Source organism: Luteimonas fraxinea (genome assembly GCF_021233355.1).
Classification (GTDB): domain Bacteria; phylum Pseudomonadota; class Gammaproteobacteria; order Xanthomonadales; family Xanthomonadaceae; genus Luteimonas; species Luteimonas fraxinea.
Genome location: NZ_CP089507.1, coordinates 2,390,846 through 2,417,077 on the forward strand (window position 1 = coordinate 2,390,846; position 26,232 = coordinate 2,417,077).

23 protein-coding genes and 1 pseudogene are annotated in these 26,232 nt (G+C 66.2%); 10 read left to right on the plus strand and 14 right to left on the minus strand.

The genetic code is table 11. The features are described 5' to 3' along the window. Window positions 1-72: 72 nt before the first annotated feature. Window positions 73-609: a hypothetical protein gene (locus LU699_RS10710; protein WP_232137541.1), complete on the plus strand. Its 537-nt coding sequence runs from the start codon at window positions 73-75 to the stop codon at window positions 607-609. Window positions 610-873: 264 nt separating this feature from the next. Here the strand turns inward: LU699_RS10710 and LU699_RS10715 are convergent, their stop codons facing one another. Together LU699_RS10715 and LU699_RS10720 are read right to left on the minus strand one after the other, a co-directional pair. Beyond that, a complete protein-coding gene (locus LU699_RS10715; RefSeq protein ID WP_232137540.1) occupies window positions 874-2,925 on the minus strand; it encodes a sodium-translocating pyrophosphatase in 2,052 nt (683 codons plus the stop codon). Window positions 2,926-3,091: 166 nt separating this feature from the next. Next, on the minus strand, window positions 3,092-3,934 hold the full coding sequence (locus tag LU699_RS10720) for an ABC transporter ATP-binding protein (protein ID WP_232150230.1): 843 nt from the start codon (window positions 3,932-3,934) through the stop codon (window positions 3,092-3,094). Between the two features lie 105 nt (window positions 3,935-4,039). On the opposite strand from LU699_RS10720, the gene LU699_RS10725 reads away from it, so the two are divergent. The 3 genes from LU699_RS10725 (at window position 4,040) to LU699_RS10735 (ending at window position 6,231) form a co-directional block, all read left to right on the plus strand. Then, on the plus strand, window positions 4,040-5,248 hold the full coding sequence (locus LU699_RS10725; protein WP_425491131.1) for a DesA family fatty acid desaturase: 1,209 nt from the start codon (window positions 4,040-4,042) through the stop codon (window positions 5,246-5,248). A gap of 53 nt (window positions 5,249-5,301) precedes the next feature. Next, entirely contained in the window at window positions 5,302-5,625 is a 324-nt protein-coding gene (locus LU699_RS10730; protein WP_327058795.1) for an EF-hand domain-containing protein, read from the plus strand. 150 nt (window positions 5,626-5,775) lie between these two features. Then, a complete protein-coding gene (locus LU699_RS10735; protein ID WP_232137537.1) occupies window positions 5,776-6,231 on the plus strand; it encodes a hypothetical protein in 456 nt (151 codons plus the stop codon). Between the two features lie 342 nt (window positions 6,232-6,573). Here LU699_RS10735 and LU699_RS10740 read toward each other — a convergent pair whose 3' ends face one another. Together LU699_RS10740 and LU699_RS10745 are read right to left on the minus strand one after the other, a co-directional pair. Continuing rightward, window positions 6,574-8,235 (minus strand): MFS transporter, encoded by a 1,662-nt coding sequence (locus LU699_RS10740; protein WP_232137536.1) that lies wholly within the window; start codon window positions 8,233-8,235, stop codon window positions 6,574-6,576. A gap of 173 nt (window positions 8,236-8,408) precedes the next feature. Next, on the minus strand, window positions 8,409-9,785 hold the full coding sequence (locus LU699_RS10745; protein WP_232137535.1) for a DcaP family trimeric outer membrane transporter: 1,377 nt from the start codon (window positions 9,783-9,785) through the stop codon (window positions 8,409-8,411). Between the two features lie 221 nt (window positions 9,786-10,006). Here LU699_RS10745 and acs point away from each other — a divergent pair, with 221 nt between their 5' ends. Next, window positions 10,007-11,965 carry an acetate--CoA ligase gene (gene acs, locus LU699_RS10750; RefSeq protein ID WP_232137534.1) on the plus strand — a complete coding sequence of 653 codons (1,959 nt, stop codon included), beginning with the start codon at window positions 10,007-10,009 and terminating at the stop codon, window positions 11,963-11,965. A 10-nt stretch (window positions 11,966-11,975) separates the two neighbouring features. Further along, window positions 11,976-12,641, plus strand: a complete 666-nt coding sequence (locus tag LU699_RS10755) for a response regulator transcription factor (RefSeq protein WP_232137533.1) — start codon at window positions 11,976-11,978, stop codon at window positions 12,639-12,641. 234 nt (window positions 12,642-12,875) lie between these two features. On the opposite strand, the gene LU699_RS10760 is transcribed toward LU699_RS10755, so the two are convergent. Beyond that, window positions 12,876-14,177, minus strand: a complete 1,302-nt coding sequence (locus tag LU699_RS10760; RefSeq protein WP_232137532.1) for an amidohydrolase family protein — start codon at window positions 14,175-14,177, stop codon at window positions 12,876-12,878. Next, window positions 14,174-15,442: pseudogene (locus LU699_RS10765) on the minus strand (amidohydrolase); the annotation flags it as partial. The gene LU699_RS10760 and the pseudogene LU699_RS10765, both read right to left, overlap by 4 nt. Window positions 15,443-15,735: 293 nt before the next feature. On the opposite strand from LU699_RS10765, the gene LU699_RS10770 reads away from it, so the two are divergent. Continuing rightward, complete coding sequence (locus LU699_RS10770) at window positions 15,736-16,512, plus strand: AMP nucleosidase (protein ID WP_232137530.1); 777 nt, start codon at window positions 15,736-15,738, stop codon at window positions 16,510-16,512. Window positions 16,513-17,016: 504 nt separating this feature from the next. On the opposite strand, the gene LU699_RS10775 is transcribed toward LU699_RS10770, so the two are convergent. Beyond that, on the minus strand, window positions 17,017-17,439 hold the full coding sequence (locus LU699_RS10775; protein WP_232137529.1) for a hypothetical protein: 423 nt from the start codon (window positions 17,437-17,439) through the stop codon (window positions 17,017-17,019). 106 nt (window positions 17,440-17,545) lie between these two features. On the opposite strand from LU699_RS10775, the gene LU699_RS10780 reads away from it, so the two are divergent. Next, a complete protein-coding gene (locus LU699_RS10780) occupies window positions 17,546-18,088 on the plus strand; it encodes a DUF924 family protein (protein ID WP_232137528.1) in 543 nt (180 codons plus the stop codon). A 13-nt stretch (window positions 18,089-18,101) separates the two neighbouring features. Here LU699_RS10780 and cls read toward each other — a convergent pair whose 3' ends face one another. The 7 genes from cls to LU699_RS10815 form a co-directional block, all read right to left on the minus strand. Then, window positions 18,102-19,526 (minus strand): cardiolipin synthase, encoded by a 1,425-nt coding sequence (cls, locus tag LU699_RS10785; RefSeq protein WP_232137527.1) that lies wholly within the window; start codon window positions 19,524-19,526, stop codon window positions 18,102-18,104. 268 nt (window positions 19,527-19,794) lie between these two features. Continuing rightward, on the minus strand, window positions 19,795-19,959 hold the full coding sequence (rpmG, locus tag LU699_RS10790) for a 50S ribosomal protein L33 (protein ID WP_096296520.1): 165 nt from the start codon (window positions 19,957-19,959) through the stop codon (window positions 19,795-19,797). An 11-nt stretch (window positions 19,960-19,970) separates the two neighbouring features. Then, window positions 19,971-20,207, minus strand: a complete 237-nt coding sequence (gene rpmB / locus LU699_RS10795) for a 50S ribosomal protein L28 (RefSeq protein WP_096209782.1) — start codon at window positions 20,205-20,207, stop codon at window positions 19,971-19,973. A gap of 294 nt (window positions 20,208-20,501) precedes the next feature. Further along, window positions 20,502-21,113 carry a DUF2894 domain-containing protein gene (locus LU699_RS10800; RefSeq protein WP_232137526.1) on the minus strand — a complete coding sequence of 204 codons (612 nt, stop codon included), beginning with the start codon at window positions 21,111-21,113 and terminating at the stop codon, window positions 20,502-20,504. Next, window positions 21,103-21,747 (minus strand): OmpA family protein, encoded by a 645-nt coding sequence (locus LU699_RS10805; RefSeq protein WP_232137525.1) that lies wholly within the window; start codon window positions 21,745-21,747, stop codon window positions 21,103-21,105. The genes LU699_RS10800 and LU699_RS10805 overlap by 11 nt, the downstream gene beginning before the upstream one ends. Then, window positions 21,744-24,095 carry a DUF802 domain-containing protein gene (locus tag LU699_RS10810; RefSeq protein ID WP_232137524.1) on the minus strand — a complete coding sequence of 784 codons (2,352 nt, stop codon included), beginning with the start codon at window positions 24,093-24,095 and terminating at the stop codon, window positions 21,744-21,746. Before LU699_RS10810 ends, LU699_RS10805 begins: the two co-directional genes overlap by 4 nt. A 10-nt stretch (window positions 24,096-24,105) precedes the next feature. Beyond that, window positions 24,106-24,804, minus strand: coding sequence for a DUF3348 domain-containing protein (locus LU699_RS10815; RefSeq protein WP_232580158.1), 699 nt, complete (start codon window positions 24,802-24,804; stop codon window positions 24,106-24,108). 183 nt (window positions 24,805-24,987) lie between these two features. Between LU699_RS10815 and LU699_RS10820 the strand changes: the two genes are divergently transcribed. Together LU699_RS10820 and LU699_RS10825 are read left to right on the plus strand one after the other, a co-directional pair. Next, window positions 24,988-25,506, plus strand: a complete 519-nt coding sequence (locus LU699_RS10820) for a DarT ssDNA thymidine ADP-ribosyltransferase family protein (RefSeq protein ID WP_232580159.1) — start codon at window positions 24,988-24,990, stop codon at window positions 25,504-25,506. Beyond that, window positions 25,507-26,205: a DarT1-associated NADAR antitoxin family protein gene (locus LU699_RS10825; protein ID WP_232137521.1), complete on the plus strand. Its 699-nt coding sequence runs from the start codon at window positions 25,507-25,509 to the stop codon at window positions 26,203-26,205. Window positions 26,206-26,232: the final 27 nt, after the last annotated feature.

A 26,232-nucleotide genomic window follows, 5' to 3' on the forward strand; every position in this document is an offset into this window, starting at 1 on the left:
TGCCTCGCCTGCGCAGTGCTGCCAGCACCGGCGGTCTCCAGCGACTCCCCACGTCCCGTTCCGAGGTCTGCAATGCCCCCCAGTGATTCCGCGCGCGCCCATGTCGATGCCGAAGGCGTCGTACTGGAAGCGGTGTTCGCGCGCAAAGGCGAGGGTGTGCGTGTCGACTATCGCATCCGCAATTCCGGCACGGTGCCGCTGGTCGTGTTCGACCGCGGTGATCGCCATGCGGTGCTGACGAAGCGCATGGCGTCCGGCGCTGTCGGTGTGCCGGCACTGCGCGAATATGCCGGCACGCGCGCGACGCTCTCGCATGTCGCGCGTGCGTTGCCGACGCCTGCGCCGACCGTGCCGCCCACGCCGCTCGCGCGCCGGGTCGAGCCCGGCGCGAGCGTCGATGCCACGTTCAACTTCTCCAACTGGCTCGCTTCGACGCCCGCGCAGGTGCAATGGTGCGTAGGTGTCGGCATCGCCGACGACGCGCGTCTGTTCTCGTCCGACGACAGTGGCGATGTGCAGGTCTGGCAGGCCGATTTCGGCTACGCCGACGATCAGCAGGTGCTGTGCACGCCGTGGTTTGATATGGCGAGTGGGACGTTCGAGAAGTAGGGCGCGTCGAGCGATGACGCCGCGGGCGCATCAAACGGATGTATCGCCCCGATCACCGAGGCTGCGTCCGTGATCACGCTTTGTAGGATGGGTAAAGCGTAGCGAAACCCATCACCGCACCGATCAATGGATGCCGGGTTCCGGAACTCAGCACACTTGTCTGGCGCGGCGTCTGCGGCAGCCCTCACCCCAACCCCTCTACCCCGGCGGGCACGTAGTCCCGGAGGGAGAGGGGCCAGATGCATTGCGAAGTGAGGCGCTCAGCTAGAGCAGCGGCACCAGCAACAACGCGACGATATTGATGATTTTGATCAGAGGATTGATCGCCGGACCCGCGGTGTCCTTGTAGGGATCGCCGACGGTGTCGCCGGTCACCGCAGCCTTGTGGGCCTCGCTGCCCTTGCCGCCGTGGTGGCCGTCCTCGATGTACTTCTTCGCGTTGTCCCAGGCGCCGCCGCCGGTGGTCATCGAAATCGCGACGAACAGGCCGGTGACGATCGTGCCGATCAGCAGGCCGCCGAGTGCGCGGATGCCGGCGCCCGGTCCCATCAGGGCATTCATGCCGAGCGCGACGACCACCGGCACCAGCACCGGCAGCAGTGAGGGCACGATCATTTCCTTGATCGCCGATTTCGTCAGCATGTCGACCGCGCGCGAGTAGTCCGGCTTCGCGGTGCCGGCCATGATGCCGGGAATCTCGCGGAACTGGCGACGCACTTCTTCGACGACTGCGCCTGCCGCACGACCGACCGCTTCCATCGCCATCGCGCCGAACAGATACGGAATCAGGCCGCCGATGAAGAGGCCGATGATCACCGCGGGATCCGCGAGGTCGAAGCGAAACTCGGTGCCCGGATACTTCGCTTCCAGGTTGTGGGTGAAGTCGGCGAACAGCACCAGCGCTGCGAGCGCGGCAGAGCCGATCGCATAGCCCTTGGTCACCGCCTTGGTCGTGTTGCCGACGGCGTCGAGCGGATCGGTGACATCACGGACTTCCGACGGCAGCTCCGCCATTTCGGCAATGCCGCCGGCGTTGTCGGTGATCGGGCCATACGCATCGAGTGCGACGATCATGCCGGCCATCGACAGCATCGCCGTCGCCGCGATCGCAATGCCGTACAGCCCCGCGAACGAGAAGCACGCCCAGATCGCGAAGCACACCGCGATCACCGGCATCGCGGTCGATTTCATCGACACGCCGAGGCCCGCGATGATGTTGGTGCCGTGTCCGGTCGTCGACGCCTGCGCGATGTGCTGCACCGGCGCGTACTGCGTGCCGGTGTAGTACTCGGTGATCCAGACGATCGCGCCGGTCAGTACCAGACCGATCAGTGCGCACCAGTAGAGGTTGGTCGCGCCGTGCGCGTTGTCGGCCATCAGCTGCATCGTGATCGGCCAGAACAGCGCGGCGGCGATGACGCCCGACACGATCACGCCCTTGTACAGCGCGCCCATGATCGAGCCGCCGGCTTTGACCTTGACGAAGAACGTGCCGACGATCGACGCCAGGATCGACGCGCCGCCGAGCACCAGCGGATACAGCACACCGTTCGCGCCGACGGTCGGCGCCATCAGGAAACCGAGCAGCATCGTCGCGATCACGGTGACCGCGTAGGTTTCGAACAGATCGGCCGCCATGCCCGCGCAGTCACCGACGTTGTCGCCCACGTTGTCGGCGATCACCGCGGGATTGCGCGGGTCGTCCTCGGGAATGCCCGCTTCGACCTTGCCCACCAGATCCGCGCCGACGTCGGCGCCCTTGGTGAAGATGCCGCCACCGAGGCGCGCGAAGATCGAGATCAGCGAACTGCCGAAGGCGAGGCCCACCAGCGCGTGCAGCGCGGCTTCGTCGGCGATGCCGAAGTGGGGCAGCAGCATCCAGTACCCGGCCACGCCGAGCAGTCCGAGACCGACGACCAGCATGCCGGTGATCGCACCACCGCGGAATGCGACGTCCATCGCGGGTCCGATGCCGCGGCGCGCGGCTTCGGCCGTACGTACGTTGGCCTTCACCGACACGTTCATGCCGATGTAGCCCGCCGCGCCAGACAACACCGCGCCGAGCAGGAAGCCGACGCCGGTCGCCCAGCCCAGGAACACGCCGATCAGCACGAACAGCACGGCGCCGACGATCGAGATCGTCAGATATTGTCGATTGAGATACGCGCGGGCGCCTTCCTGGATCGCGCCTGCGATTTCCTGCATCCGTGCGTTGCCGGCAGGTTGCCGGTTGATCCAGCCGGCGGAAATCACGCCGTAGAGAATCGCGATGGCGGCACAGCCCAGTGCCAGCCACAAACCGTGTTGCTCGAGCATGGAAACCCCTCCCAGAGTCGGTATGCCAAGACGGACAGCGGTGATGCGGTGATGCGCGCCGACTATCGCACAGCGCGCGCGGGGCGGCGCACTGGCGTGCGGGCAGGTCCCTCGGATGGGGCGACGCCTGCGATGCCGTGCCAAAAGACGCCGGCAGCCGGAATGCCTAGCCGGCCATCGTCAGTGCGAGCGTGCCGTGTGCATCGGTACGTATGTGCACCGGCGCATCGAAGGCCTGCGACAGCAACGCGTCGGTCAACACGAGGTCGCGCGGACCGTCGGCGAGCACGCGGCCCGCGCGCAGCAATACGACGTGGCTGATCTCCGGGATCAGTTCTTCGAGGTGATGGGTGACCAGCACCAGCGTGGTGCCGCCGCGGGCGATTCCGCCGATCTGCGTCATCAGATGCGCGCGGGCCACGACGTCGAGTCCGCTTGAGGGCTCGTCGAGCAGCAGCGCGGCCGGTGCGTGGAACAGTGCACGTGCCAGCAGCACGCGGCGTGCTTCCCCAGCAGACAGCGTGGCGTAACGACGCGCGACGAGATGCGCGGCCTGCATCCGCTGCAGCGCCGCGAGTGCCTGCGCATGCAGCGCCGGATCCTCGGCGCTGGTGTCGGCGATCGCGCCGAGGGTCGCGCCGGCGACCACCGCGCTCGCGGTCAGCGACGGCACTGTGCGCAGATCTTCGTGCAACCGTTGCGTCACGATGCCGAGCTGCCCGCGGAGGCTGCGCACATCCCACAGATGCGCGCCCAGCACACGCACCGGCGCGCGACCGTCGTCATGGGCCAGCGGATGCAGTTCACGGGTCAGCAGTTGCATCAGCGTGGATTTGCCGCTGCCGTTCGCGCCAAGGATCGCGGTGTGCCGGCCGAGCGGAATCGTCAGGTCGAGCGCATCCAGGACGACGTGGGCGCCGCGACGGACCGTGGCGCGATCCAGTTCCAGAAGCTGCGTCGGGCTTCGATTCATGCGCGAACGCGCCGCGCCGTCGCATGAATGCGACATGCGTAGCGAGTCTGAATCGCGAGGTCGTCCATACGTGGTCGGAGGGATGGAAAGGGGGCAGGGATGCCGCCATGATGCATGGGTTCACGCCTTTTCGACGCGCCCATGACTTCTACGATTCTCGAGTTTCTGTCCGGTGGCCTGCTGCAGTTCGGCTGGGGGGCGATGCTCGTCTACCTGTTGGTGGTGACGCAGCTGACGATCCTCGCGGTCACTTTGTACCTGCATCGCAGCCAGGCGCATCGCGGCGTCGATTTCCATCCGGTGATCGCGCATTTCTTCCGCTACTGGACGTGGCTCACCACGTCGATGATCACGCGCGAGTGGGTGGCGATCCATCGCAAGCACCACGCCAAGTGCGAGACCGAAGACGACCCGCACAGCCCGCGCTTCAAGGGCATCAAGACCGTGTTCTGGCAGGGCGTGGAGTTGTACCGCGAAGCACGTGCGCAGCGCGCCGACATCGAGCAGTACGGCAAGGGCGCGCCTACCGACTGGATCGAACGCAAGCTCTATACCCCGCACGCCAATCTCGGCCCGACCTTCCTGCTGCTGCTGAGCTTCGTGCTGTTCGGCTTCAAGGGCGTCGCGGTGTGGGCGATCCAGATGGCGTGGATCCCCTTCTGGGCCGCAGGTGTCGTCAACGGCCTCGGCCACTGGTGGGGTTACCGCAATTTCGAGACCACCGACACCGCGACCAATCTGACGCCGTGGGGCGTGTGGATCGGTGGCGAAGAGCTGCACAACAACCACCACGCCTTCCCCAGCTCGGCGAAGTTCGCGCTGCGCAAGTGGGAGTTCGACATCGGCTGGGCCGTCATCAAGGGCCTGGAGTCGGTGCGTCTGGCGAAGGTGCTGCGCGTCGCGCCGTCGCTCGACATCCGCCCCAACATCCACGTGCCGGATACCGACACGATGCGCGCGCTGCTCGCGCACCGCTTCCAGGCGATGACCGATTACCAGCGCAATGTGCTCAAGCCCGCGCTGCGCGAAGAAGCGCAAGCCGCCGGTGCGCGTCTGCGCGCGCTATTGCCGCGCAAGCTGCGCAAGGGTCTGGTCGACGATGGTCGCTGGCTGCAGCCCGACGCACGCCAGCAGTTGCAGCAATGGGTCGACCAGCGCCCGCGCATCCGCACGCTGGTCGAACATCGCGCGCGACTGACCGCGCTGCTCGAAGCGCGCTCGCAGAACGCGAGCGAAGCACTGCACAACCTGCAGGTGTGGTGCCGCGAGGCCGAGGCCAGCGGCATCCGTGCGTTGCAGGACTATTCGGCCCGGCTCAAGGGCTATTCGCTGCAGAGCGCGCACGCCTGAAACCGCACGCTGTGATCGCGAGACGACGGCCGGTCCTGCCACGGATCGGCCGCTTGCTGTGTGCGGTGTGCGCGCTCGTCGCCGTCACCGCCGGCGCGCAGGTCACGCGCACGTCCGAGTATCTCGAGCACATGGATACCGACGGCGATGGCCGTGTCTCGCTCGCCGAGTACCAGGCGTGGATGCGTTACGGCTTCGACCAGATGGACCGCAACGGCGATGGCGTACTGACGGCCGATGAGCTGCCGGGCGGCAAGGGCCGACCGGTGACGCTGGCCGAACACATGGCCAGGATCGCCGCGACGTTCAACCGCCAGGACACGAATCGCGACGGCTACCTCGACGCGCGCGAGCTCGCGGCACCGCCGCAGAAGTAGGCATGCATTCTCCTTCGCGGCGACGCGGAGGGATTCGAGCAGCGTTCGCAGGACGGAACTTGCGCGATGTCTGCGCGGCGTCCACGTGACCGGAACCGGCGTTGCTATCCTCGGGCGGTGATCGATCGGATCCGCTTCAGGGAGGAAGACATGACGCATCTCGTGCATCTGCGCCGCGCCGTCGGCTGGTTGCTGGTCGCGCTGCTCGCCACGGTGGTGCTGGTGAATCTCATCGGATTCTTCAGTCCGTTCTGGGGCCATTGGCGACACCCCGGCGATGCGTCGCAGTCGCGCGCGCTGTTGAATGCGTTGGCGCCGTGGACGGCCGTGCTCTCGCTGCTGTTCCTGCTGCCGGCCTGGCATCTGTCGCGCACGCTCGCGTCCCCGCTTGCGCGCGGCGTCGTGCTGGTGATGGGCGCACTCGTCGTCGTCGCGGATGTGATGGCGCTGCTGTCCGCGCAGGCGAGCGACGATCCAGTCATTGCGCAGCTGGTGTCGAGCCTGACGGCGGGATATCCGTTCGTCGCGTTCCTCGTCTTCATCTGGCTGGTCTGGCGCGCACTGCGCATCGAAGCACCGCGACACAACACACCAGGCGAGATCTGATCGCCCTGCTGCGCTGGGCGCATCCAGCGGTGTGTTCCTTTCGATCGAGCGACTGACGCACTCGGGCGTGCTTCGAGTGCGGGACAGGCGCGTGCGCTTTTCCCGCGGGCACGGCGGTCAGGGTCCAAGAGCGACACACGTCACCGCATCTCCAGCGCCCAGCCTCGTCGACCATCCAGAAGCTGACGATTGCAAGCTTCCGCCCGCGCGTTCGTCGAACACCTGGTCGCATCACTGGTCGACGATGCGGATCTCGAATCCCTGAAACGAAGAACGCCGGCCCTTCCGGGCCGGCGTCCAGGTGAAACGCGCGGGAGACGTGGTCCCGCGCGGGCGCCGCACTTACTTGGTGATGTCGACGTCCTTCGTCTCGCGCAGGAAGATCGTGCCGATCACCAGCGACATCAGCGCGATGCCGATCGGGTACCACAGGCCGTAGTAGATGTTGCCGGTGGCCGCGACCAGGGCGAACGAGATCGCCGGCAGGAAGCCACCGAACCAGCCGTTACCGATGTGATACGGCAGCGACATCGAGGTGTAGCGGATGCGGGTCGGGAACAGCTCGACCAGATACGCCGCGATCGGGCCGTAGACCATCGTCACGAAGATCACCAGGATCCACAGCAGGAAGATCGTCATCGGAATGTTGATGCGATCGGTGTCCGCCTTCTCCGGGTAACCCGCGGCATTGAGCGCGCCGCGCAGGTCGGTGCCGAAGCTGCCCTGCTGGGTCTTGAGCGCATCGCCGGCCAGGCCTTCCGCCTCGAACGACGCGACGCTGTTGTCGCCCACGCGCACTTCGGCCAGAGAACCCACCGGTGCCGGCTCGACGCTGTACGGCACGCCGGCACGTGCGAGCGCGGCGGTCGCCACGTCACAGGAGCTGGTGAACTTGCGCGTGCCCACCGGATCGAACTGGAAGCTGCAGGTGTTCGGATCAGCCACCACCACCGCCGGCGAACTGGCGACGGCCTCTTCGATCGCCGGATTGGCGAAGTGGGTCAGGCCCTTGAAGATCGGGAAGTAGGAGATCGCGGCAATCAGACAGCCGGCCATGATGATCTTCTTGCGGCCGATCTTGTCCGACAGCCAGCCGAAGAACAGGAAGAACGGCGTGCCGAGCAGCAGGGCCGCCGCGATCAGCAGGTAGGACACCGTCAGATCGACTTTGAGCATGCTCTGCAGATAGAACAGGGCATAGAACTGGCCGGCGTACCAGACCACGGCCTGGCCGGCGGTGGCGCCGAACAGCACCAGCAGCATCAGCTTCAGATTGCCGCCCTTGATCGAATCACGGAACGGCTGCTTGGAGCCCTTGCCCTCGGCCTTCATCTGCTGGAACAGCGGGGATTCGCTCAGCTGCAGGCGGATCCACACCGAGACGCCCAGCAGGATGATCGAACCCAGGAACGGGATGCGCCAGCCCCAGTCTTCGAACGCTTCGACACCGAGGAGCCAGCGGCACAGCAGGATCACGGCCAGCGACAGGAACAGGCCGAGCGTCGCCGTGGTCTGGATGAAGGCGGTATACAGACCGCGCTTGCCAGGCGGCGCGTGTTCGGCGACGTAGGTGGCCGCGCCGCCGTACTCGCCGCCCATCGCCAGGCCCTGGGCCAGACGCAGCACGATCAGCATGATGGGCGCCGCGATACCGATGGTCGCGTAACTAGGCAACACGCCGACGAGGAACGTCGACACACCCATGATGATGATCGTGACTAGGAACGTGTACTTGCGGCCGATGCGGTCGCCGAGGCTGCCGAAGAAGGCCGCGCCGAACGGACGGACGAAGAAGCCGGCCGCGAACGCCAGCAGGGTGAAGATCATGCCCGTCGTCGGATTGACGCCACTGAAGAACTGGCGCGACAGGATGATCGCGAGCGAGCCGTACAGATAGAAGTCGTACCACTCGAAGACGGTGCCGAGGCTGGACGCGAAGATGACCTTTTTATGGCCCTTCGTCAGCGCGGGCTTGGGTGCCGGGTTGGCGGTCGTGCTGGACATGGGAAGCTTCCCCTCCGAAGCGTTCGTGATGTGTGCGGGGCCGGCGGAATGCCGGCGACCCGGTCAGGCGTGCTGCATGCGATCGCGGAACAGACGTTGGTGCGGGTGGGGGCCGCTCGCACGCGGCGGTGAAACGCAACAGGGACGGCGCGTGGCCGTCCCTGTCGGGTGGATCAGAACGAGTAGCGGGCCATCGTGTGCAGGCGCATCAACTCGCCGTCTGCGCCGGATTCGAGCGTGCGCTCGCCCCAGATCGCCTCGACGCCGAAGTCGAGCTTGGGCACCGGCGACCAGATCATATTCGCGTGCACCGAATGCACCTTGCGGGTCACGCCTAGGCCGGTCCATGCAGTGTCGTTGTCCCACTGCGAGCGCGAATAGAACAGGTTGCCGCGGACCTTCGGGGTGAACACCTGGCGCAGGCCGAAGTAGCCCGCCCAACCGCCCAGCGCATTGATGTTGCCGGCGCCGTCAGCGATCACGTCCTGCTGCACCGTGGCCAGACCGATGTAGCGCCCGATGCCTTCGCCGCCGCTGACCTGGTAGCGGATGTCGGTGCTGTCGCCCAGCTTGACCAGACCACTGACCTGCGCGCCGAAGCCGGTGTCGGTGTTGTCGTTGCCGATGACGGGTTCGTACTTGAGCTGCCGCGCCATGCCCGCGAAGCTGACATGGCCCCAGTCGCCCTTGTGGGTGTAGCGGGCGATGACATCGGGAATCGCACTGTTGTCGCCGGCGATCACGCGCGCGCCGCCGCCGAAAGGCTGCACGGTGGTTTCCGGGCTCTCGATCGAGACCACCCACGGGCCGCTGGTGTAACGCAGCTGCGGCTGGCGCACGAAGGCGACGCCATCGGTCGGGCCGACGAAGTCGACCGCGTCAAGCAGCGCGTTGGTGTCCATGAAGTTGGACCACGTCTGACCGACCAGCCAGTTGTTGTAGGTCAGGTAGGCGTGGCGCAGCGTCGCGCCGTAGGTGTTGGTGGCCGCCGAGTTGCCGAGCGCGCCGCCGAAGAAGTCGAGTTCGACGCGGGCGCCGAGCTTGTCGCCGGAATCGAGCACCGTGCTGGCATCGAACCACAGGCGCGAGAACTTCAGGTGTGCGTCGGAGTAGGTGTCGGGGGCATTGCCGCCGACCGGAATCGCGCCGGGCACGTAGAAATCGCGGCCCGCGGTGCCCTTGGCGATGTCGCCGTCGGTGGTCTTGGTCACCAGCGCATCGGTGCGGATCATGCCGCCCACGGTGAACTTGGTGCCGGGATTGGCGGTCGGCGTGATCGTCGTCGCCTGGATCGGCGCGGCGGCGCCGGTACCGGCGACAGCGGCTGCAGGCGCGGGCTGCGCGGCCTGGGCCGTGCGCACCTCGGTCACCACGGTTTCGGTCTGCTGCTGCTGTGTCACCAGCTGCTGGACCATCGCTTCGAGCTGGGCGACGCGCGCTTCGAGCTCGCGTTCCTTGGCGCTCTGCGCGAAGGCGACGCCGGGCAGGGTGAGCGCGGCGAGTACGGCGGCGGCCAGAAGGCGCGGACGTACCTGTTTGGTCTGTGTCATCGGGTCTCCCCTCCCAAGGGATGGCGTAAGCAATTGGTGCAAGGCGGAACAGGTGGAGCGCCCACTTCGGCACGATCCATTTCACGCAGACTGCACGTTGCGGGGGGCCACGCCCATTCCCCTTTGGTCGATACTCCGCCGCGGCCCGGTTAGACCAAGGTCTAGCGTGGCGGTCTGGCGAATCCGGCACACTGGCCGGACGTGTTCCCGGAGGCTTCCAGATGTCCAACCCCGCAGAAATCCATCCGGCGCCGGCCGGTTTCGCCGGTCCCGACACCATCACCGCCGAGGCCTACGCGCGCGATTACGCGCGCTCGGTGCAGGACCCGGACGCCTTCTGGGGCGAGGCCGCCAAGCGCCTCGACTGGTTCAAGGCGCCGACGAAGATCCGCAACGTCAGCTACGACCTGCAGGACTTCCGCATCCGCTGGTTCGAGGACGGCGAGCTCAATGTCAGCGTCAACTGCCTCGACCGGCACCTGGCGACCAAGGGCGACAAGACCGCGCTGATCTGGGAGGCCGACGGCCCCGACACCGAATCGCTGCACGTCAGCTACCGCGATCTGCATGCGCGCGTGTGCAAACTCGCCAACGCACTGCGCAACCTCGGCGTGGGCAAGGGCGACCGCGTCACCATCTATCTGCCGATGATCGTCGAGGCGGCGGTGGCGATGCTCGCGTGCGCGCGCATCGGCGCGGTGCATTGCGTGGTCTTCGGCGGCTTCTCGCCGAACTCGATCGCCGACCGCGTTTCCGACTGCGGCAGCAAGCTCATCATCACTGCCGATGAAGGCCTGCGCGGCAGCAAGAGCGTGCCGCTGAAGGCGAACGTCGACGCGGCACTGAAACTGCCCGGGACGAACACCGTGGAAACCGTGCTGGTCGTGCGCCACACCGGCGGCGCAGTCGACATGCAGATGCCGCGCGACCGCTGGTACGACGCTGTCGTCGACGATCAGCCCGATAGCTGCGAACCGGAGCGCATGAACGCGGAAGACCCGCTCTTCATCCTCTACACCTCCGGTTCCACCGGCAAGCCGAAGGGCGTGCTGCACACGACCGGCGGCTACCTGCTGTTCGCCAGCTACACGCACGAGGCGATCTTCGACCTGCGCGACAACGACGTGTACTGGTGCACGGCCGACGTGGGCTGGGTGACCGGCCACAGCTACATCGTCTACGGCCCGCTGGCGAACGCCGCGACCTCGCTGATCTTCGAAGGCGTGCCGAACTATCCGGACGTCTCGCGTTTCTGGAACGTCATCGACAAGCACCAGGTCACGATCTTCTACACCGCGCCCACCGCGATCCGCGCGCTGATGCGCGAGGGAGAAGCGCCGGTCAAGAAGACTTCGCGCAAGTCGCTGCGCCTGCTCGGCAGCGTCGGCGAGCCGATCAATCCGGAAGCCTGGCGCTGGTATTACGAGGTGGTCGGCGACAGCCGCTGCCCGATCGTCGACACCTGGTGGCAGACCGAAACCGGCGGCATTCTGATCTCGCCGCTGCCCGGCGCGATCGACGCCAAGCCCGGTTCGGCGACCAAGCCGTTCTTCGGCGTGCAGCCGGCACTGGTCGATGCCAACGGCGCGTTCCTCGAAGGCGCGGCCGAAGGCAACCTCGTCATCACCGATTCCTGGCCCGGCCAGATGCGCAGCGTCTATGGCGACCACCAGCGTTTCATCGACACCTACTTCAAGGCGTATCCCGGCACCTACTTCACCGGTGACGGCTGCCGTCGCGACGAGGACGGGTATTACTGGATCACCGGTCGCGTCGACGACGTCATCAACGTCTCCGGCCACCGCATCGGCACCGCGGAACTGGAAAGCGCGCTGGTCGCGCATCCGAAGGTGGCAGAGGCCGCAGTCGTCGGCTTCCCGCATGACATCAAGGGCCAGGGCATCTATGCCTACGTGACGCTCAAGGCCGGCGAGGAGTACAGCGAAGAGCTGCGCAAGGAACTGGTCAAGCACGTGCGCAGCGAGATCGGCCCGACCGCATCGCCGGATCACATCCAGTGGGCACCGGGTCTGCCGAAGACCCGCTCGGGCAAGATCATGCGCCGCATCCTGCGCAAGATCGCCGAGAACGCACCCGACCAGCTCGGCGACACCAGCACGCTGGCCGATCCGTCGGTCGTCGATTCACTGGTCAAGGAGCGGTACATCCCGCAGGCATGACTCTGACCCAATGACCACCCTGCTGATTGCCGACGATCACCCGCTGTTCCGAGAGGCACTGCGCGGCGCGATTTCCCGCGCCGTGCCGAACGCGCGCCTGCGTGAAGCGCACAACGTCGATGCGCTGTACGCGATGGTCGAATCCGAACCGGATGCCGACCTGCTGATGCTCGACCTCAACATGCCCGGCGTGCACGGCTTCAGTGCGCTGGTGCACCTGCGCGCGCAGTTCCCGCAACTGCCGGTGCTGATGGTGTCCGCGCGCGAGGAGCCGGCGGTGATGCGCCGCGCACTCGACCACGGCGCATCGGGTTTCGTGCCCAAATCCGCCGATGCCGAAACGCTGGCCCGCGCCGTCGCACAGGTGCTCGACGGCGACCGTTTCGTGCCGGAAGCGGCCGCGTCCGCCGCCGGCGTATCACCCGGCGAACACGACGTCGCCGCGCGCCTGCGCGATCTCACCCCGCAACAGTTCCGCGTGCTGCAGATGCTCGGCGACGGCATGCTCAACAAGCAGATCGCCTACGAACTGGGCGTGTCGGAAGCGACCGTCAAGGCGCACATGACCGCAGTGCTGCGCAAGCTGGGTGCATCGAACCGCACGCAGGCGGTGCTGATCGCCGGCAAGCTCGCGGTGGATCCGGATCCGGACGAGATTCCTGCGGACGCGCGTTGACGCGAATCGTGCGCTAGAGCAGACGCTCTCCGACTATTTTGTATCCCGTCATCCCAGCGAAAGCTGGGATCCATTTTCGCGGTCAAGCGTACCGACGAAGGTCATGCTGCTTCTCGCGGTGTCGACTTGATCGCGAAAATCAAAATGGGCCCCAGCTTGACCGGACATTCGTCCGTTGAAAGTCGCTGGGGCGACGGGCAACAGCGGCGCTCCCATGAGGAAGCGCCCTAAGCATCACTGCTTCTGATACGCCCGCGGCAGACCACCCTCGCTCGCCGGCGTTGCCGGACGCAGATAGCGGTCCCGCAGTTCGGTCTGGCGCGAGCGCATCTCGATCGCGCGGCCGTCGAACCACACCTGGTCGGCGGTGCTGGTGACGTCGAGCGGATCGCCCGACCACAGCACCAGATCCGCGGTGCGACCGACCGCGATCGTGCCGATGGACTCGCCGACGCCGAACGTCTCCGCCGGCACGCGCGTCAGGCCCGCGAGGCCCGCGTCCCACGGCAGGCCGTGTGCGACGGCGTTGCCGGCGAGCTGACGCAGCTTCCGCGCGTTGTGCGAGGCGTCGCTGGCCTGGGCGAAACCGACGCGCACGCCGGCGGCCTGCAGGCGCGCGGCGTTCTCCATCGTCGCGCCGATCTGGTCGAAGTCCGACGGCAGGTTCACCAGCGGATCGACGAATACCGGCACGTTCGCCGCGGCGAGGTCCGATGCGACGCGCCAGCCTTCGGCGCCGCCGCGGATGGCGATGCGCAGGTTGTGGCGCTTCGACCAGCGCAGCAGCTGGCGGATGTCGGCCGCGCGATTGACGCCGACGACGATCGTGCCGCGTCCATCGAGATAGGGCGCCAGTGCGCGCTTGCCGGCCGGCGTCAGCGCGGCGACGTGCGAGTCGGCCGGCAGGCGGCCACGCGCTTCGTCGATCAGCTGGTCGAGCAGCATCCATTGTGCTGCGCGCGAGGAGCCGCTCTGTTCCGCACCATCGGCGCCGAGTGCGAGGTACAGCACCTTCGGGCCGGCCGGATCGACGCTGCCGTCGAGACGCATCACTGCGCCCTGGCCGCCGATGATCGAACTCGCGCTGCCGGCCGAGATCAGGGTGAAGCCGATGCCCTCGACGCGCGCCACCGGAATCACGATCGAATCAGGATTGAAGGCCAGCGTGACGTCGAACTCGGGCCGCACGGCCATGTCGCTGGCGACGCCGAGCGACAGGCGATCATCGCGGGTGCCGCTTTCGCCCGAGACTTCCTCGATGCCGATGCCGGTCACGCCGCCGAACAGCGTCGGCGTCAGCGGACGGCCGTTGGCTTCGACGACCTGTGCATCGCCGGCGGCGAGTCCCGCGCCGACCGCGGCGACGCGGCCATTACGCACCAGTACGTCGGTGTTCTGCAGCGAGCCCTGCGGACCGGCGGTGTGCACCGTCGCGCCACGGATCAGTACCGACTGCGCGGCGACGGGCAGGGTCGCGGCGAGCAGCGCGCCGACGACCAGCAGGCGCGTCATCGTGCGTGGCAGACGGCGGCTCATCGGGCACCTCCACTGGCAGCGGCGCCCTGGCCGAGCATGAAATCCGAGACCGGCTGACGTGCCGGATCGAAGCGGTCGTAGACGTGTGCGCCGTCGATCCACACCTGTTCGGCCAGCGCGTACACGGTGAACGGGTTGCCGTTCCACAGCACCGCGTCGCCCATCTTGCCGGCGGTCAGCGTACCGGTCTGGTCGAGCACGCCCAGCGACTTCGCCGCGTTCTCGGTGAGCCAGCGGATCGCGTGTTCGGGCGTGATCTCGATGCCCACGCGGTGTGCGCTGGCGATGACCTTGGCCGCTTCCTGGTTGAGGCGCTGGATGCCTTCGTCGGAATCGGAATGCACGATCGCGCAGCCACCCGGCGCGCGGTCGACGATCGCGATGTTCTCCTGGATGCCGTCGAAGGCTTCCATCTTGAAGCCCCACCAGTCGGCCCACAGCGCGCCGCAGACACCCTCGGCGCCGAGACGGTCGGCGATCTTGTAGGCCTCCACGCCGTGGTGGAACGCGGCGATCTTGAAGTCGAATTCCTTCGCGAGATCCAGCATCTGCGCCATTTCGTCGGCGCGATAGCAATGGATGTGCACGAGGATGTCGCCATCCATTGCGCCTGCCATCGTCTCGACCTTGAGGTCGCGCTTGCCCGGCGAATCGCCGGCCTGCTTGCGGCGGTATTCGGCCGCGTCGATCAGCGCCGCGCGATAGCCGGCGACGTTGCCCATGCGCGTTGCCGGGCCGCCCTTCTGTCCGTAGACGCGCTTCGGGTTTTCGCCGCAGGCCATCTTCAGGCCGTAGGGCGCGCCTGGAAATTTCATGTCGGTGACCATCGTCGCGGCGACGTTCTTCAGCGTCACCCCGCGGCCGCCGATCAGGTTCGCCGAGCCGGGCAGGATCTGCAGGGACGTCACGCCGCCTGCCAGCGCCGCGCCGAAGCCCGGATCCTGCGGCCACACCGAATGCTCGGCCCAGACCTGCGCGGTGTTGGGCGCGGTCATCTCGTTGCCGTCGCTGTGCGCGCTGGCGCCCGGGCTCGGATACACGCCCAGATGCGAGTGCACATCGATGATGCCGGGCGTGACCCACTTGCCGGTGCCGTCGACGCGCTGCGCGTTCGCCGGTGCGTCGAGGCCGATGCCGACCGCGGCGACACGACCGTCCTGCAGCAGCACGTCCGCGCCTTCCAGACGCTGGCCGTCGCCGATCAGCACGGTGGCGTTGGTGATCAGCACCGGCGCCGATGCGATCGGTGCATAGGTGCTGGCATAGGCGGTCGCACCGACGTGCGGGGCGTCGGGCATGCCGGCGGTCTTGCCGGACGTGGATGTGGTGGCGCAGCCACCGAACAGGGCAACCGCGAGCGCGGCAGACAACAGGCGGGACATCGGTAACTCCCCGAAAACGTGTGGACGGATGGATTTCCCCGGCACGACGGCGAGGCGACGTGCGACAGCGCCCGAGTGTACCTGCGGCCGCGCAATGCGCGCTGCGACCGACAGCGCGTTCCGCGAAGCGCCGCGGGCCGCATGCGAGAATGGCCGCGTACACGGAGAAGAAGACGATGAAAGAAAAAGAACAGATCGTCGAGAACTGGCTGCCGCGCTACACCGGCGTGCCGCTGGACCAGTTCGGCGAACACATCCTGCTGACCAATTTCGGCGGCTACCTGCATCACTTCGCCCGTCTGACCGGCGCCGAAGTGGTCGGTCTCGACCGGCCGATGCCCAGCGCGACCGCCGACGGCATCACGATGATCAACTTCGGCATGGGCAGCCCCAATGCCGCAACGATGATGGATCTGCTGTCGGCGATCATGCCCAAGGCCGTGCTGTTCCTCGGCAAGTGCGGCGGCCTCAAGCGCAAGAACCAGCTGGGCGATCTGGTGCTGCCGATCGCGGCGATCCGCGGCGAAGGCACCAGCAGCGACTACCTGCTGCCCGAAGTGCCGGCATTGCCGGCGTTCGCCTTGCAGCGTGCGGTGTCGACGATGATCCGCGACCTCGGCCACGACTACTGGACCGGCACTGTCTACACGACCAACCGCCGCGTCTGGGAACACGATGCCGCGTTCAAGGAACGCCTGCGCATGATGCGTTGCATGGCGATCGACATGGAAACCGCCACCGTGTTCGCCGCCGGTTTCGCGAACCGAATTCCTGCCGGCGCACTGCTGCTGGTCAGCGACCAGCCGATGATTCCCGAAGGCGTCAAGACCGAAGCATCGGATGCGCTGGTGAGCGCGGACTTCGTCGAGCGGCACATCAACATCGGCATTGAAGCACTGAAGCTGATCCGCCGGCATGGCAAGTCGGTGCGGCATCTGCGGTTCGACGAGTAGAGCCGAGCATCGTCTCCAGAGGGTGAGATCGCTCGAGCGTTGAGCACCTCTCCCTCCGGGAGAGGTCGACGCGCAAAGCGCGTCGGGTGAGGGCTGGTAGTGAAGCGCATCGAAAAGCGCCCTCACCCCAACCCCCGCTCCGCGCCCCGTCCCCCGCGTCGCCGCGGGGGCGTTCATCGGCACGCGGGCCAGTGGCCCGCAGGCATGCCTCTTCACCCCATAGGGAGAGGGGCTCAATCTCTGAAAGCACCATTCCCCAATCCCTCTACCAGTCCGGCAGATTGTCGCAGTGCGCGGAGAGCTCAAGCTTTGAAAGCACCTCTCCCTCCGGGAGAGGTCGGCGCGCAAAGCGCGTCGGGTGAGGGTCGGTAGTGATGCGCATCGAGAAGCGCCCTCACCCCAACCCCTCTCCCGGAGGGAGAGGGGCTCGAAACAATGATCGGAAGCGCATCCACAAAAAAGCCCGGCATCCGCCGGGCTTTTCATGCCACCACCGCCACGAACTCAGTTCGCCGCAGGGCGTTTCACCACATAGATCAGACCATCCGCATGCGCCTTGATCAGATCGGCCTTGGCGATCTGGATCTGCTCGCTCTCGTCGAATTCGATCGTCGAGAGATCACCCTTGATGTCGCTCTGCGACACCGACTTCTCGGCCGAAGCCGCGTTCTCGGTGATCACCACCACGCCCGCGGCATCGGCGGACACGACCCTCATCAGTCCGTAGGCCGGATCGATCGGCTTCTCGGCGTCGTCGGTGAATTCGTAATCGGAGAACTCGCTGAGCTGCGCGGCGTAGAGATCGCCGACGGCCGGCGCTTCGAGCAGCGCCTTGTCGGCGTCTCCACGCTGGCAGGCGGCCAGCAGCATCACACCGGACAGGACGAGCAGGGCAGGCAGCAGCAGGCGGATCGGGCGACGCGTCATGGAGCACTCCGATGGATGAGATGAAAGATCGCGCCGAGTATAGGACGCCGTGGGGACGAAACGACACGGGGTGCGCAGGCTGTCGGGCCACGATAGTCTGCGCGCCATGGACACGATCACCCCCGATGATGTCGTCGCCTTCTGGCGACAGGCCGGCATGCAGAAGTGGTTCCAGGGCGGCGACGCCTTCGACCGCGAATGCGACGAGCGCTTCCGCGACGCGCACTTCGCCGCGGGCCGTCGCGAACTGGAGACCTGGCTCGACACCGCCGAGGGCGGACTCGCGCTGCTGATCCTGCTCGACCAGATTCCGCGCAACATCTTCCGCGACAGCGGACATGCCTTCGCGACCGACAGCCTTGCGCGCCATTACGCGCAGCGCATGATCGACGCCGGCCATGACCGCAGTTTCGATGCCGACCTGCGCGGCTTCGTCTATCTGCCGTTCGAGCATTCGGAAGACCTGGCCGATCAGCAGCGTTCGATCGCGCTGTTCGCCGATGTCGACAACGACGAGTACCGCAAATACGCGCAGGCGCACCTCGACGTCATCGAACGCTTCGGGCGGTTCCCGCATCGCAACCGCGCGCTCGGTCGCGTCAACACGCCGGAAGAGCAGACCTGGCTCGACGAAGGCGGCGGCTTCTAGCGCGCTCCCGCAGTCAGAGAAACGAATCCGCCAGGCGCGCGATGCCTTCGACGCTGCGCCGCCAGGTCGGCCGCCGCTTCCACTCATCTGCTTCCAGCACGTCCGACTCGCGCAGATAGTCCTGTTCGATCTCGCGCAGCCGCGCCACGACACCCGCGTCGAAGCACAGCAGGCCGGCCTCAGCATTGAGCATGAAGCTGCGGATGTCGAGATTGCTCGACCCGACCAGCGCGATGTCGTCGTCGATGCTCAGATGCTTGGCGTGCAGAAAGTGCGGCCGGTACAGCGCGATACGCACTCCGGCCGCCAGCAGTTCGTCGTAGAACCCGGCCTGCGCCCAAGCGGTCAGGCGCTGGTTGTTGGTGGCCGACAGGATCAACTGCACCGACACACCCGACAACGCGGCGACACGCAGCGCGCCGAGCGTGGCCTCGTCGGGCACGAAGTAGGGCGTCACCAGCACCGCGCGCCGACGCGCACGCTGCACGAGCGCGACGAACACATCGCGCGCGTTCTCGAACGGATACGCGGGACCGCTCGGCAACAATTGCGCGGGCACAAGACCACTCGGCGCGATCGGTGGCGCATCGACTTCCAGCACTTCGCCGGTCTCGATGTACCAGTCGCTGGCGAACAGCGCCTGCAGTTGCGCGACCACCGGCCCGCGCACGCGCGCGACGACCTCGCGGTTGGGATGGCCGGGCACGAAGTCCGGATCGGCAAGATTCTGCGAGCCGGTCAGCGCGAGGCGACCATCGATCACCGCGATCTTGCGGTGGTTGCGCAGATCCATCCGCGCACTGCGCCGCCATGCGAGGCCACCGGCCAGTGTGGCCTGCACGCTGACGCCGGCATCGCGCAGCGGGCGTCGGAACGCGCGCAGTCCGTGCTTGGCGCCCACCGCGTCGAGCAGCAAGCGACAGCGCACACCACGGCGTGTCGCACGTTCGAGTGCACTGGCGACCGCGCGGCCGGCGGTGTCGTCGCGCATCAGGTAGTAGAGCAGATGCACTTCACGCGTCGCCGCGTCGATGTCGTCGACCAGGCGCTGCAGTGAGCCTGCGTAATCGTCGAGCAGCTCGACCGCGTTGCCATTGGTCGGCATGAAATCCCCGAGCCGTTCCACCAGCCGCGCCGCATCGGCCGGCGCGGAGAACGCGTCGGGCGGACACCAGCGCAATGCGGTCAAGGGCGTCTGGCGCTGTCGGATCAACCGCGACGCCCGCGCCTGCCGCTCGCGCCGCAGCTTCGACAGCCACGGATGGCCGAGCAGCAGATAGGCAGGGAGTCCGAGCAGGGGTACGAAGCCGATCAGCAGAAGCCAGCTGCGCGCGGCCGACGAGCGCGTGCGCGCGGGAATCCACAGCAGGGCCGCGATCCGGATCAGCCAGTCGGCCACGAGGATCCACAGGCCGATGTGCAGGTCGTGATCCGACATGCGTTCGAGTGTGGCATGCGGGTGTGGCGGGGATGGCTGAACCGGAGTGCTCCGAGCTCCGCACTCGGCACTCGCGATCACCGTTTAGAGCCCCTCTCCCTCTGGGAGAGGGGTTGGGGTGAGGGTCGCGTCGTGTACGCGAATCGAAAGTGATAGCAGATCCCCAGAAACACAAAACCCGCCTTGCGGCGGGTTTTGTGTTGAGGCTGGATCCCAGCCTTCGCTGGGATGATGCAACGTCAGCCGCGCTGAAGCGCGGGTCGTTGCATCACTTGATCTTGCCTTCCTTGTAGATCACGTGCTTCCGGACGACGGGGTCGTACTTCTTGAACTCCATCTTGCCGGGGGTGTTCTTCTTGTTCTTGTCCGTGGTGTAGAAATGCCCGGTGTTGGCCGAGGAAATCAGACGGATCTTGTCGCGCTTGCCTGCCATGTTCTAACTCCTCAGACCTTTTCGCCGCGGGCACGAAGCTCGGCGAGGACGACGTCGATGCCGTTCTTGTCGATGGTGCGCAGGGCCTTGGTGGATACACGCAGCTTGATCCAGCGGTTTTCGCTGGCAACCCAGAAACGACGCTCATGCAGATTCGGCATGAAGCGGCGACGGGTCTTGTTCATGGCATGCGACACGTTGTTGCCATGCGTCGTACGCTTGCCAGTGACTTGGCAGACTCGGGACATTACGCACCTCGAAGTATTTGATATCGCCCTTAGCCAGGGAGATGGCGGCCCCGATGGCGTGGCCATCGCGCGGTACGGGAAGGAAGTCTCGCTGCACCACTGCCGGGGAATCGCGCTTCCGGAAGGCAGGTCAGGCCATGTCGCCATGGGCTGGACGCAACGAGCCGGCCATTCTGCTGAAATTCCCCTTGCCGCGCAAGGCCTTGGCGGCACGTCCCATGGGAAGGCACTCCAGCGCCCGGCAGCGAAGGGGCAATCATCACTCGCGATGCGATGGCCGAAACTCTGGTCCGTTCAGCCGCGTTTGCGTGCCCGCGGCTTCGCACGGGGCTTCGCGCCCACCGGCGGCCCGGTTTCCTTTCCGGTCAGCACGCCCGCGTCCTGCAGCGTTTCCAGCCAGGACAGCGTGTCCACGTAGGCCAGGAACTGGCGCAGGTACTCCGGCGACAGGCCACCCATCAGGGTCAGCGAGCGATGGGCGAGGGCGGCAGAGTTCAGCGGGCCGGCGCCGGTCGGCACCTCGGCCAGTGACTTGCGGACCTGGCTGCCGGTGCGCAGCGTCGACCACAGCGTGCGGAAGTCGTCGACGGCAGGCAGTTCGGGATAGGCGGCGTTCGATACAGCGCTCTCTGCGCGCGCAGCCATGCCATCGACCAGCGTGCCCAGCGCGCTGCGCGTCGGCGTCGATTCGCGCGCCTCGCGCGGTCGGCTTTCGACATCGCGCGCATACGCATCGACCAGCGCGGTGAGCTTCGTATCGAGCACATCTCGCGCCGCACCGTCGAGCGCCGATGCGCGCCGATGCAAGGCCGCGATGCGATGGAAGCGCAACGGGTCCATGCGGTCGGCGCCGCTCAAGCGCCAGCCGTCGAGCACCGCATCGATGTCGATGCGATCAGCGGCCATCGGACTGGGCAGCGGCCTGCAGGCGCGGCACCGGCGCCATCTCCACGCGACGGTTCTGTGCGCGGCCGTCGGCATCGTCGTTCGAGCCCACCGGCTGCTGCGCGCCGAACGCGGCGGCGAACACCGACTCGGCCGGCACGCCATCGCGGATCAGCTCGCGCGTCACCGTCAACGCGCGCTGCGCCGAGAGCTCCCAGTTATCGGAGAAGCGGTTGCCGTCGCGCACCAGGCGGTCGTCGGTGAAGCCGCTGACCATCAAGATCTCATCGCGCGAGGCGAGGTACTCGGCCAGCGGGCCGGCCAGGCTCTGCAGCAGCTCGCGGCCTTCCGGCTGCAGCTGATCGGACGCCTGCGCGAACAGCACGCTGCCGCGGATGCCGATGCGGCCATCGACCAGGGTGATGCGGCCTGCTGCCAGTGGCGCAGCCAATGCCTGTTCCAGCGTCTGGCGGCGCTGCGTCTCGGCCTCGCGCTGGGCGATCTCCGCGTCCAGCTTGAGTTCGAGCTGCAGCTGCACGCCGATCACGCCGACCAGGATCAGCACGAACGCGCCCAGCAGCACCGACATCAGATCGCCGAACGCGGCCCAGATCGGCGCGGACGATTCGTGATCGCCTTCCAGCTCCACGCTCATGCGGATGCGGCGCGCGGTGCGCCCAGCTGCTGGAGGTCTTCGATGATCTGCTTCTGCGCCAGCACGCTGAGATCCACGACCTCACGCGCCTGCGCCACGTAGTACGCCAGCTGCTCGTCGCTGCGCGCCAGCGACTTCTCCAGCGCGTCCTCGATGCCCTGCAGACGCGTCGCGAGCTGCTGATTCGATTCGCCGAAGACCTCGACCGCGGCGCCGAACGCCTCGCCGAGACTCGCGACATCCGCTGCGCCGACGCTGAGCGTCGTCGCCACGCCGTCGAGCTTGCCGGTCTCGGCAGTGATGTGATCGGTGAAGCGGGTGCCGACGCGTTCGAGCAGATCGGCCGAGGTCGCGACCAGCGCATCGATCGCCGCGCGCTGTTCGGTCGAGGCGTGGTTCACCGCGCTCAGCAGCGTGTCGAGCGTCGACAGCATCTGCGTGCGTTCTTCCAGCATCGCGGTGTCGCGCACCATGCTCTCCGACAGCGACTGGCGCAGTTCCGCGATGACCTCGGCGGCCGCGCGCGGCGCTTCCGATGCGGTGTCCACGAGGCGCGAGATCTCGGCGATGGTCTCGCTGGCATGCGCCTGCGTCTGCGCGCCGATGGTGTCGGCGGTGCTCGCGAGCGTGTCGCAGATCGCCTGTTGCTGGCGCGTGGTCTCGGCGCCGGCCTGCGCCCAGTCCTCGCGCAACGCGGCGCCCATCGCGGTCAGGCTGTCGGTCCACGCGGCAAGGCGCTGCGCGTCCTGCGCCGCGAGCGCGGTCTGCAAGCCGACATGCGAGCTGTCCACCTGCTGCAGCAGCGCGGCGGAGTGGGTTTCGAATGTCGCCGCGGCTGCCGTCAGCGCCTGCTGGTGCTGTGCGCTCATGGCTTCGTTCGTTGCGGCCTGCTTCGCGAGTGCGTCGTTCCAGGCGGCACTGACCGTGCCAGCGGTCGCGTCGAGACGCGTGGCGACGCCGTCGACCAATGCGGTGGCGCGCTGCTCGAAGGTTTCGCCGATGCCGTCAAGCGTGCTGCGCAGATCGGACGTCAGCGCGGCATGCGACGCCTGCTGCGCGGCCAGCGCGTCCTGCCAGCGTTCGGCCACGTTCGCCGTCGACGCATCGAAGCCTGTCGTCAGCGCCTGCAGCTGGCGGTCGACGGCGCCGGTCACGGCCTCGTGCAGCGCGATGGTCTGCGCGGTTGTCGCATCGAGACGCGTGGTGACGTCGCCGAGCAGACCGTTCGCACGCTGCTCGAACGTCGTGTTGAATCCGTCGAGTGCGCCACGCAGGTCGCGCGCCAGTGTTTCGTTCGACGCCTGCTGGCCGTCCACCGCTTGCTGCCAGCGATCAGCCACGGTCGCGGTCGAGGCTTCGAAGCCGGTGGTCAGCGTCTGCAGCTGACGCTCGACCGCGTCGGAGACCGTCGCCTGCAGCGATGCGGTTTCGCGTGCCAGCGCGGCCATCGTCGTTTCGAACACCGGCTGCAACGCGGCCGTCGCGGCACGCGCGCTGTCGGCGACGCTGGTCTGCAGGGCGCGTTCCACCGAACCGGCCAGCTGCGTGTAAACCGCTTCGGTGCGGCCGTGGAAGGCGTCCTGGTTGGCAGTGTGTCGCTCACCGGCGGCCGCGTTCTGCTGCTCGATCGTCGCCATCATCGCGCCCAGCCGCTCGACCAGCGCCGGCATCACCTCGGTCTGCTGCTGCAGCAGACGCAGGGTTTCCTCGCGCTGGTGCGCCTGCGAATGCGTGCGCAGCGTCGTCGCGGCGGCCACATCCAGCAGCTGCACGGTGCGCGCGCGTTCGCGGCGCAGCAACGCGGACGCGAGGCCCAGCATCGCCGAGGTCGCGATGCCCGCGATCGACGTGCCGAACGCGAAGCCCAGGCCCTTGACCGGCGCCGCCAGCGAATCGCGGATCGCCTGCAGATCGGTCGCCGTCTCCAGCGCCATGCCGGTGCCGCGCAGCATCACCATCATGCCCAGCAGCGTGCCGAGCATGCCCAGCAGCACCAGCATGCCGACCAGATACGGCGTGAGCGCCGGCACCGGCAGCGCGACGCGTTCGCCCTCGATGCGCAGGCGCACCGCATTGCGCAGACCGGCATCCAGCCCGCCCAGCCAGTCGCCCAGCGACGACGGCGTTTCGTTCAACTGCGCCACGCCATCGGCCAGCGTCTTCGTGGCCTGCCGGTAGCGCAGCAGCTCCAGGCCACCGGCGACGTAACAGGCGCCGATCAGCAGGGTGACGGCAAGCGCCAGCGTGTTCGAGCCGATGTAGCCGATCGCGATCCAGCCGACCACGGCGAGGCCGAGCGCGAACACGAACGCGGGAAGGAGAGCGGTATTACGACTGCTTGAGGACATAAGGACTGCGTCAGTGGGTGCGAAGCGCTGCGAGCAGCCCCTCGACCGGTTGGAAACGGACATCCAGTTCGGCGATCAGCACGCCCTGCATCTCCCTGCGAAAACCATCGAGCCAGGCCGCGGACGGATCCGTGGCCGACGCACCCGCGGCGGCGCGCAGCCGCTCGAAGTGCGTTTCGAGCAATGCCGGCACCGCACCGAGCGACGCGTGCTCGCGCGGGCTCAGCGCGCTCTCCATCACCGCATCCACCTCGGCCAGCCGCGCCATGTCGGCCGACCGCTGTGCCAGCCGGTCGCGCAGATCGCCGCGCAGCCGGCCTGTCGCCATCTGCATCGACCGCTGCAGCGCCAGATGGCGCTGGCGGAAGGGCGCGAAGTCGATTGCGGCTTCGGTTTCGTCCGACGGCCTGGCCGCATGCGGGTGCGGGATCGCCAGTTCCGGCGCTTCGGCGATCGACGCCAGCAGCGTCGCCCGCGCCTTGGCGCACACGGCCGCGTCATCCCGATCAATGACTTGCGCGCTCTGTTCAGCCTCGAGCGCCTTCGCGTCGAGCACCTTCGACAGCACCACCGCCCGCGTCCAGTCGATCCACTGGCTCAAACGCTCGGCCGGCGCCGGGCCGCCTTGCGGCAGCGTGTCGTCGGTCAGGCGGGCCAGCAGCCGGATGAAGGTCGGGCCGCGGAAGGCGGGGCGGGGCGGGGAATCCAAGGAGGGCGCGCGCAAAAGACGGCGATTTTACAGTGCGCGTGCCGTGTCGTACGCGTCTTCTCAAGGACTAACCGGAAAATTGCTCGTTGCTGCGCTATGAAGGCATTCTCGGCTATGTTCAATTCGCGTGCGCAAGATAAAAAATTTGGAAGCCGTCTAAAAAAACGAAAGGAAGCGACTTGTATGACGCCTGATGAATTCTTCCGGAAATTCAGTGTCAAGTGCTTTTATCATTTTACGGATTTACGAAATGTGTCATCGATTAAAGAGCGCGGCGGGCTCTTGTCTATGCACGAAATGAAGCGTAGAGGAATAGCAGTGCCTGCTCCAGGTGGTAACGTCGCGAGCCAGCGAACAGACGCAATTAATGGCATGGATAAGTACGTGCACCTTTGTTTTTTCAATCAGAATCCGATGGAGTATCGAGCGAAGGAAGACGGGAGAATTGAGGAGTCAAAGTTTCTGGAGGTAAGCAGGGAAGTGATCTGCGTCGAGGGTGTTCTGTTTACTTCAACGATGTCTAATGTGCGCGGGGCCGTTGCAGTTGATCTTGTTAGAGCTTCTCAGGCTCTAGATTTTGATGCAATCTACGGAAAGGTCGACTGGTCTGATCTCGCGCAGAGAGGCAGGGTAGTTGCGGCTAGAAAGTACGAGATTCTAGTTCCGGGTTTCGTTGATATTAAATATCTAAGGAATATATGAATGGCTGACAGGCCGGTTTTCGTTCCTTCGAAAAAGATGGGGCGATTAGTCGAAGAGCTGAATATTGCGTTTTTGTGGAGTCCTGGGCTGGCTCCGGTTCAAAAGCGCAAGAACGTCGCGGCGCTTCACGAGGCTGCAGGTAGAAAGGGGTTGGTCAACTTGCTGGAGGTTTCAACCAAGTCTGACGAGAAGCTTGGGCAAAGGCTGAGTGCATTTAATTTGAAAGTTGAATTGGGTGATGGCTTGTCGGTGCCTTTGGAGTGCGCGTTCCAAGGGAGTAAGGTCTTTGAAGGAGGGGGTCCTTATGTAGACATCTTCGACAAGGAGGCTCGCGAAGCAAAGCGTGATCCAAGGCTAATCGATTCGGGTGCCCTCGTGGGGTTCAGATTCTTGGATCTGGATTTTCCACTAGCCCCCAAGACAATGTTCTACGATTGGTTGTATATAAGATCTTTGTTTCCACACCGAGATTTTTTAAGTGGAAGATTGAGCGCCTACTCCGGATTTACTGATATCGAGTTCAATCCGGCAAGGTCGATTAATTGCCAGGCTCGTTCCTGTGCAACATACGTGGCGCTTGAGCGCTTGGGTCTGCTTGAGGAATCAGTGAAATCTGCCGAGGATTTCCTAAGAATTCTTAAGCCTGATTCAATTGAGCAGCCTCATTCCGATTTGGATCGGCAGGGCTCTATTTTTTAGTTAGTTCCCAAGCTGACGGAGTTAGGA

What these genes read in the sequence shown, in the direction of transcription:
- cls (WP_232137527.1), bottom strand. Translation starts at nt 19,526, where the DNA reads ATGTCGGATCACGACCTGCACATCGGCCTGTGGATCCTCGTGGCCGAC.
- LU699_RS10715 (WP_232137540.1), bottom strand. Translation starts at nt 2,925, where the DNA reads ATGCTCGAGCAACACGGTTTGTGGCTGGCACTGGGCTGTGCCGCCATC.
- LU699_RS10810 (WP_232137524.1), bottom strand. Translation starts at nt 24,095, where the DNA reads ATGTCCTCAAGCAGTCGTAATACCGCTCTCCTTCCCGCGTTCGTGTTC.
- LU699_RS10770 (WP_232137530.1), top strand. Translation starts at nt 15,736, where the DNA reads ATGAAAGAAAAAGAACAGATCGTCGAGAACTGGCTGCCGCGCTACACC.
- rpmG (WP_096296520.1), bottom strand. Translation starts at nt 19,959, where the DNA reads ATGGCAGGCAAGCGCGACAAGATCCGTCTGATTTCCTCGGCCAACACC.
- LU699_RS10735 (WP_232137537.1), top strand. Translation starts at nt 5,776, where the DNA reads ATGACGCATCTCGTGCATCTGCGCCGCGCCGTCGGCTGGTTGCTGGTC.
- LU699_RS10760 (WP_232137532.1), bottom strand. Translation starts at nt 14,177, where the DNA reads ATGAGCCGCCGTCTGCCACGCACGATGACGCGCCTGCTGGTCGTCGGC.
- LU699_RS10725 (WP_425491131.1), top strand. Translation starts at nt 4,040, where the DNA reads ATGACTTCTACGATTCTCGAGTTTCTGTCCGGTGGCCTGCTGCAGTTC.
- rpmB (WP_096209782.1), bottom strand. Translation starts at nt 20,207, where the DNA reads ATGTCCCGAGTCTGCCAAGTCACTGGCAAGCGTACGACGCATGGCAAC.
- LU699_RS10780 (WP_232137528.1), top strand. Translation starts at nt 17,546, where the DNA reads ATGGACACGATCACCCCCGATGATGTCGTCGCCTTCTGGCGACAGGCC.
- LU699_RS10820 (WP_232580159.1), top strand. Translation starts at nt 24,988, where the DNA reads ATGACGCCTGATGAATTCTTCCGGAAATTCAGTGTCAAGTGCTTTTAT.
- LU699_RS10775 (WP_232137529.1), bottom strand. Translation starts at nt 17,439, where the DNA reads ATGACGCGTCGCCCGATCCGCCTGCTGCTGCCTGCCCTGCTCGTCCTG.
- LU699_RS10805 (WP_232137525.1), bottom strand. Translation starts at nt 21,747, where the DNA reads ATGAGCGTGGAGCTGGAAGGCGATCACGAATCGTCCGCGCCGATCTGG.
- LU699_RS10740 (WP_232137536.1), bottom strand. Translation starts at nt 8,235, where the DNA reads ATGTCCAGCACGACCGCCAACCCGGCACCCAAGCCCGCGCTGACGAAG.
- LU699_RS10720 (WP_232150230.1), bottom strand. Translation starts at nt 3,934, where the DNA reads ATGTCGCATTCATGCGACGGCGCGGCGCGTTCGCGCATGAATCGAAGC.
- LU699_RS10800 (WP_232137526.1), bottom strand. Translation starts at nt 21,113, where the DNA reads ATGGCCGCTGATCGCATCGACATCGATGCGGTGCTCGACGGCTGGCGC.
- LU699_RS10745 (WP_232137535.1), bottom strand. Translation starts at nt 9,785, where the DNA reads ATGACACAGACCAAACAGGTACGTCCGCGCCTTCTGGCCGCCGCCGTA.
- LU699_RS10710 (WP_232137541.1), top strand. Translation starts at nt 73, where the DNA reads ATGCCCCCCAGTGATTCCGCGCGCGCCCATGTCGATGCCGAAGGCGTC.
- LU699_RS10755 (WP_232137533.1), top strand. Translation starts at nt 11,976, where the DNA reads ATGACCACCCTGCTGATTGCCGACGATCACCCGCTGTTCCGAGAGGCA.
- acs (WP_232137534.1), top strand. Translation starts at nt 10,007, where the DNA reads ATGTCCAACCCCGCAGAAATCCATCCGGCGCCGGCCGGTTTCGCCGGT.
- LU699_RS10825 (WP_232137521.1), top strand. Translation starts at nt 25,507, where the DNA reads ATGGCTGACAGGCCGGTTTTCGTTCCTTCGAAAAAGATGGGGCGATTA.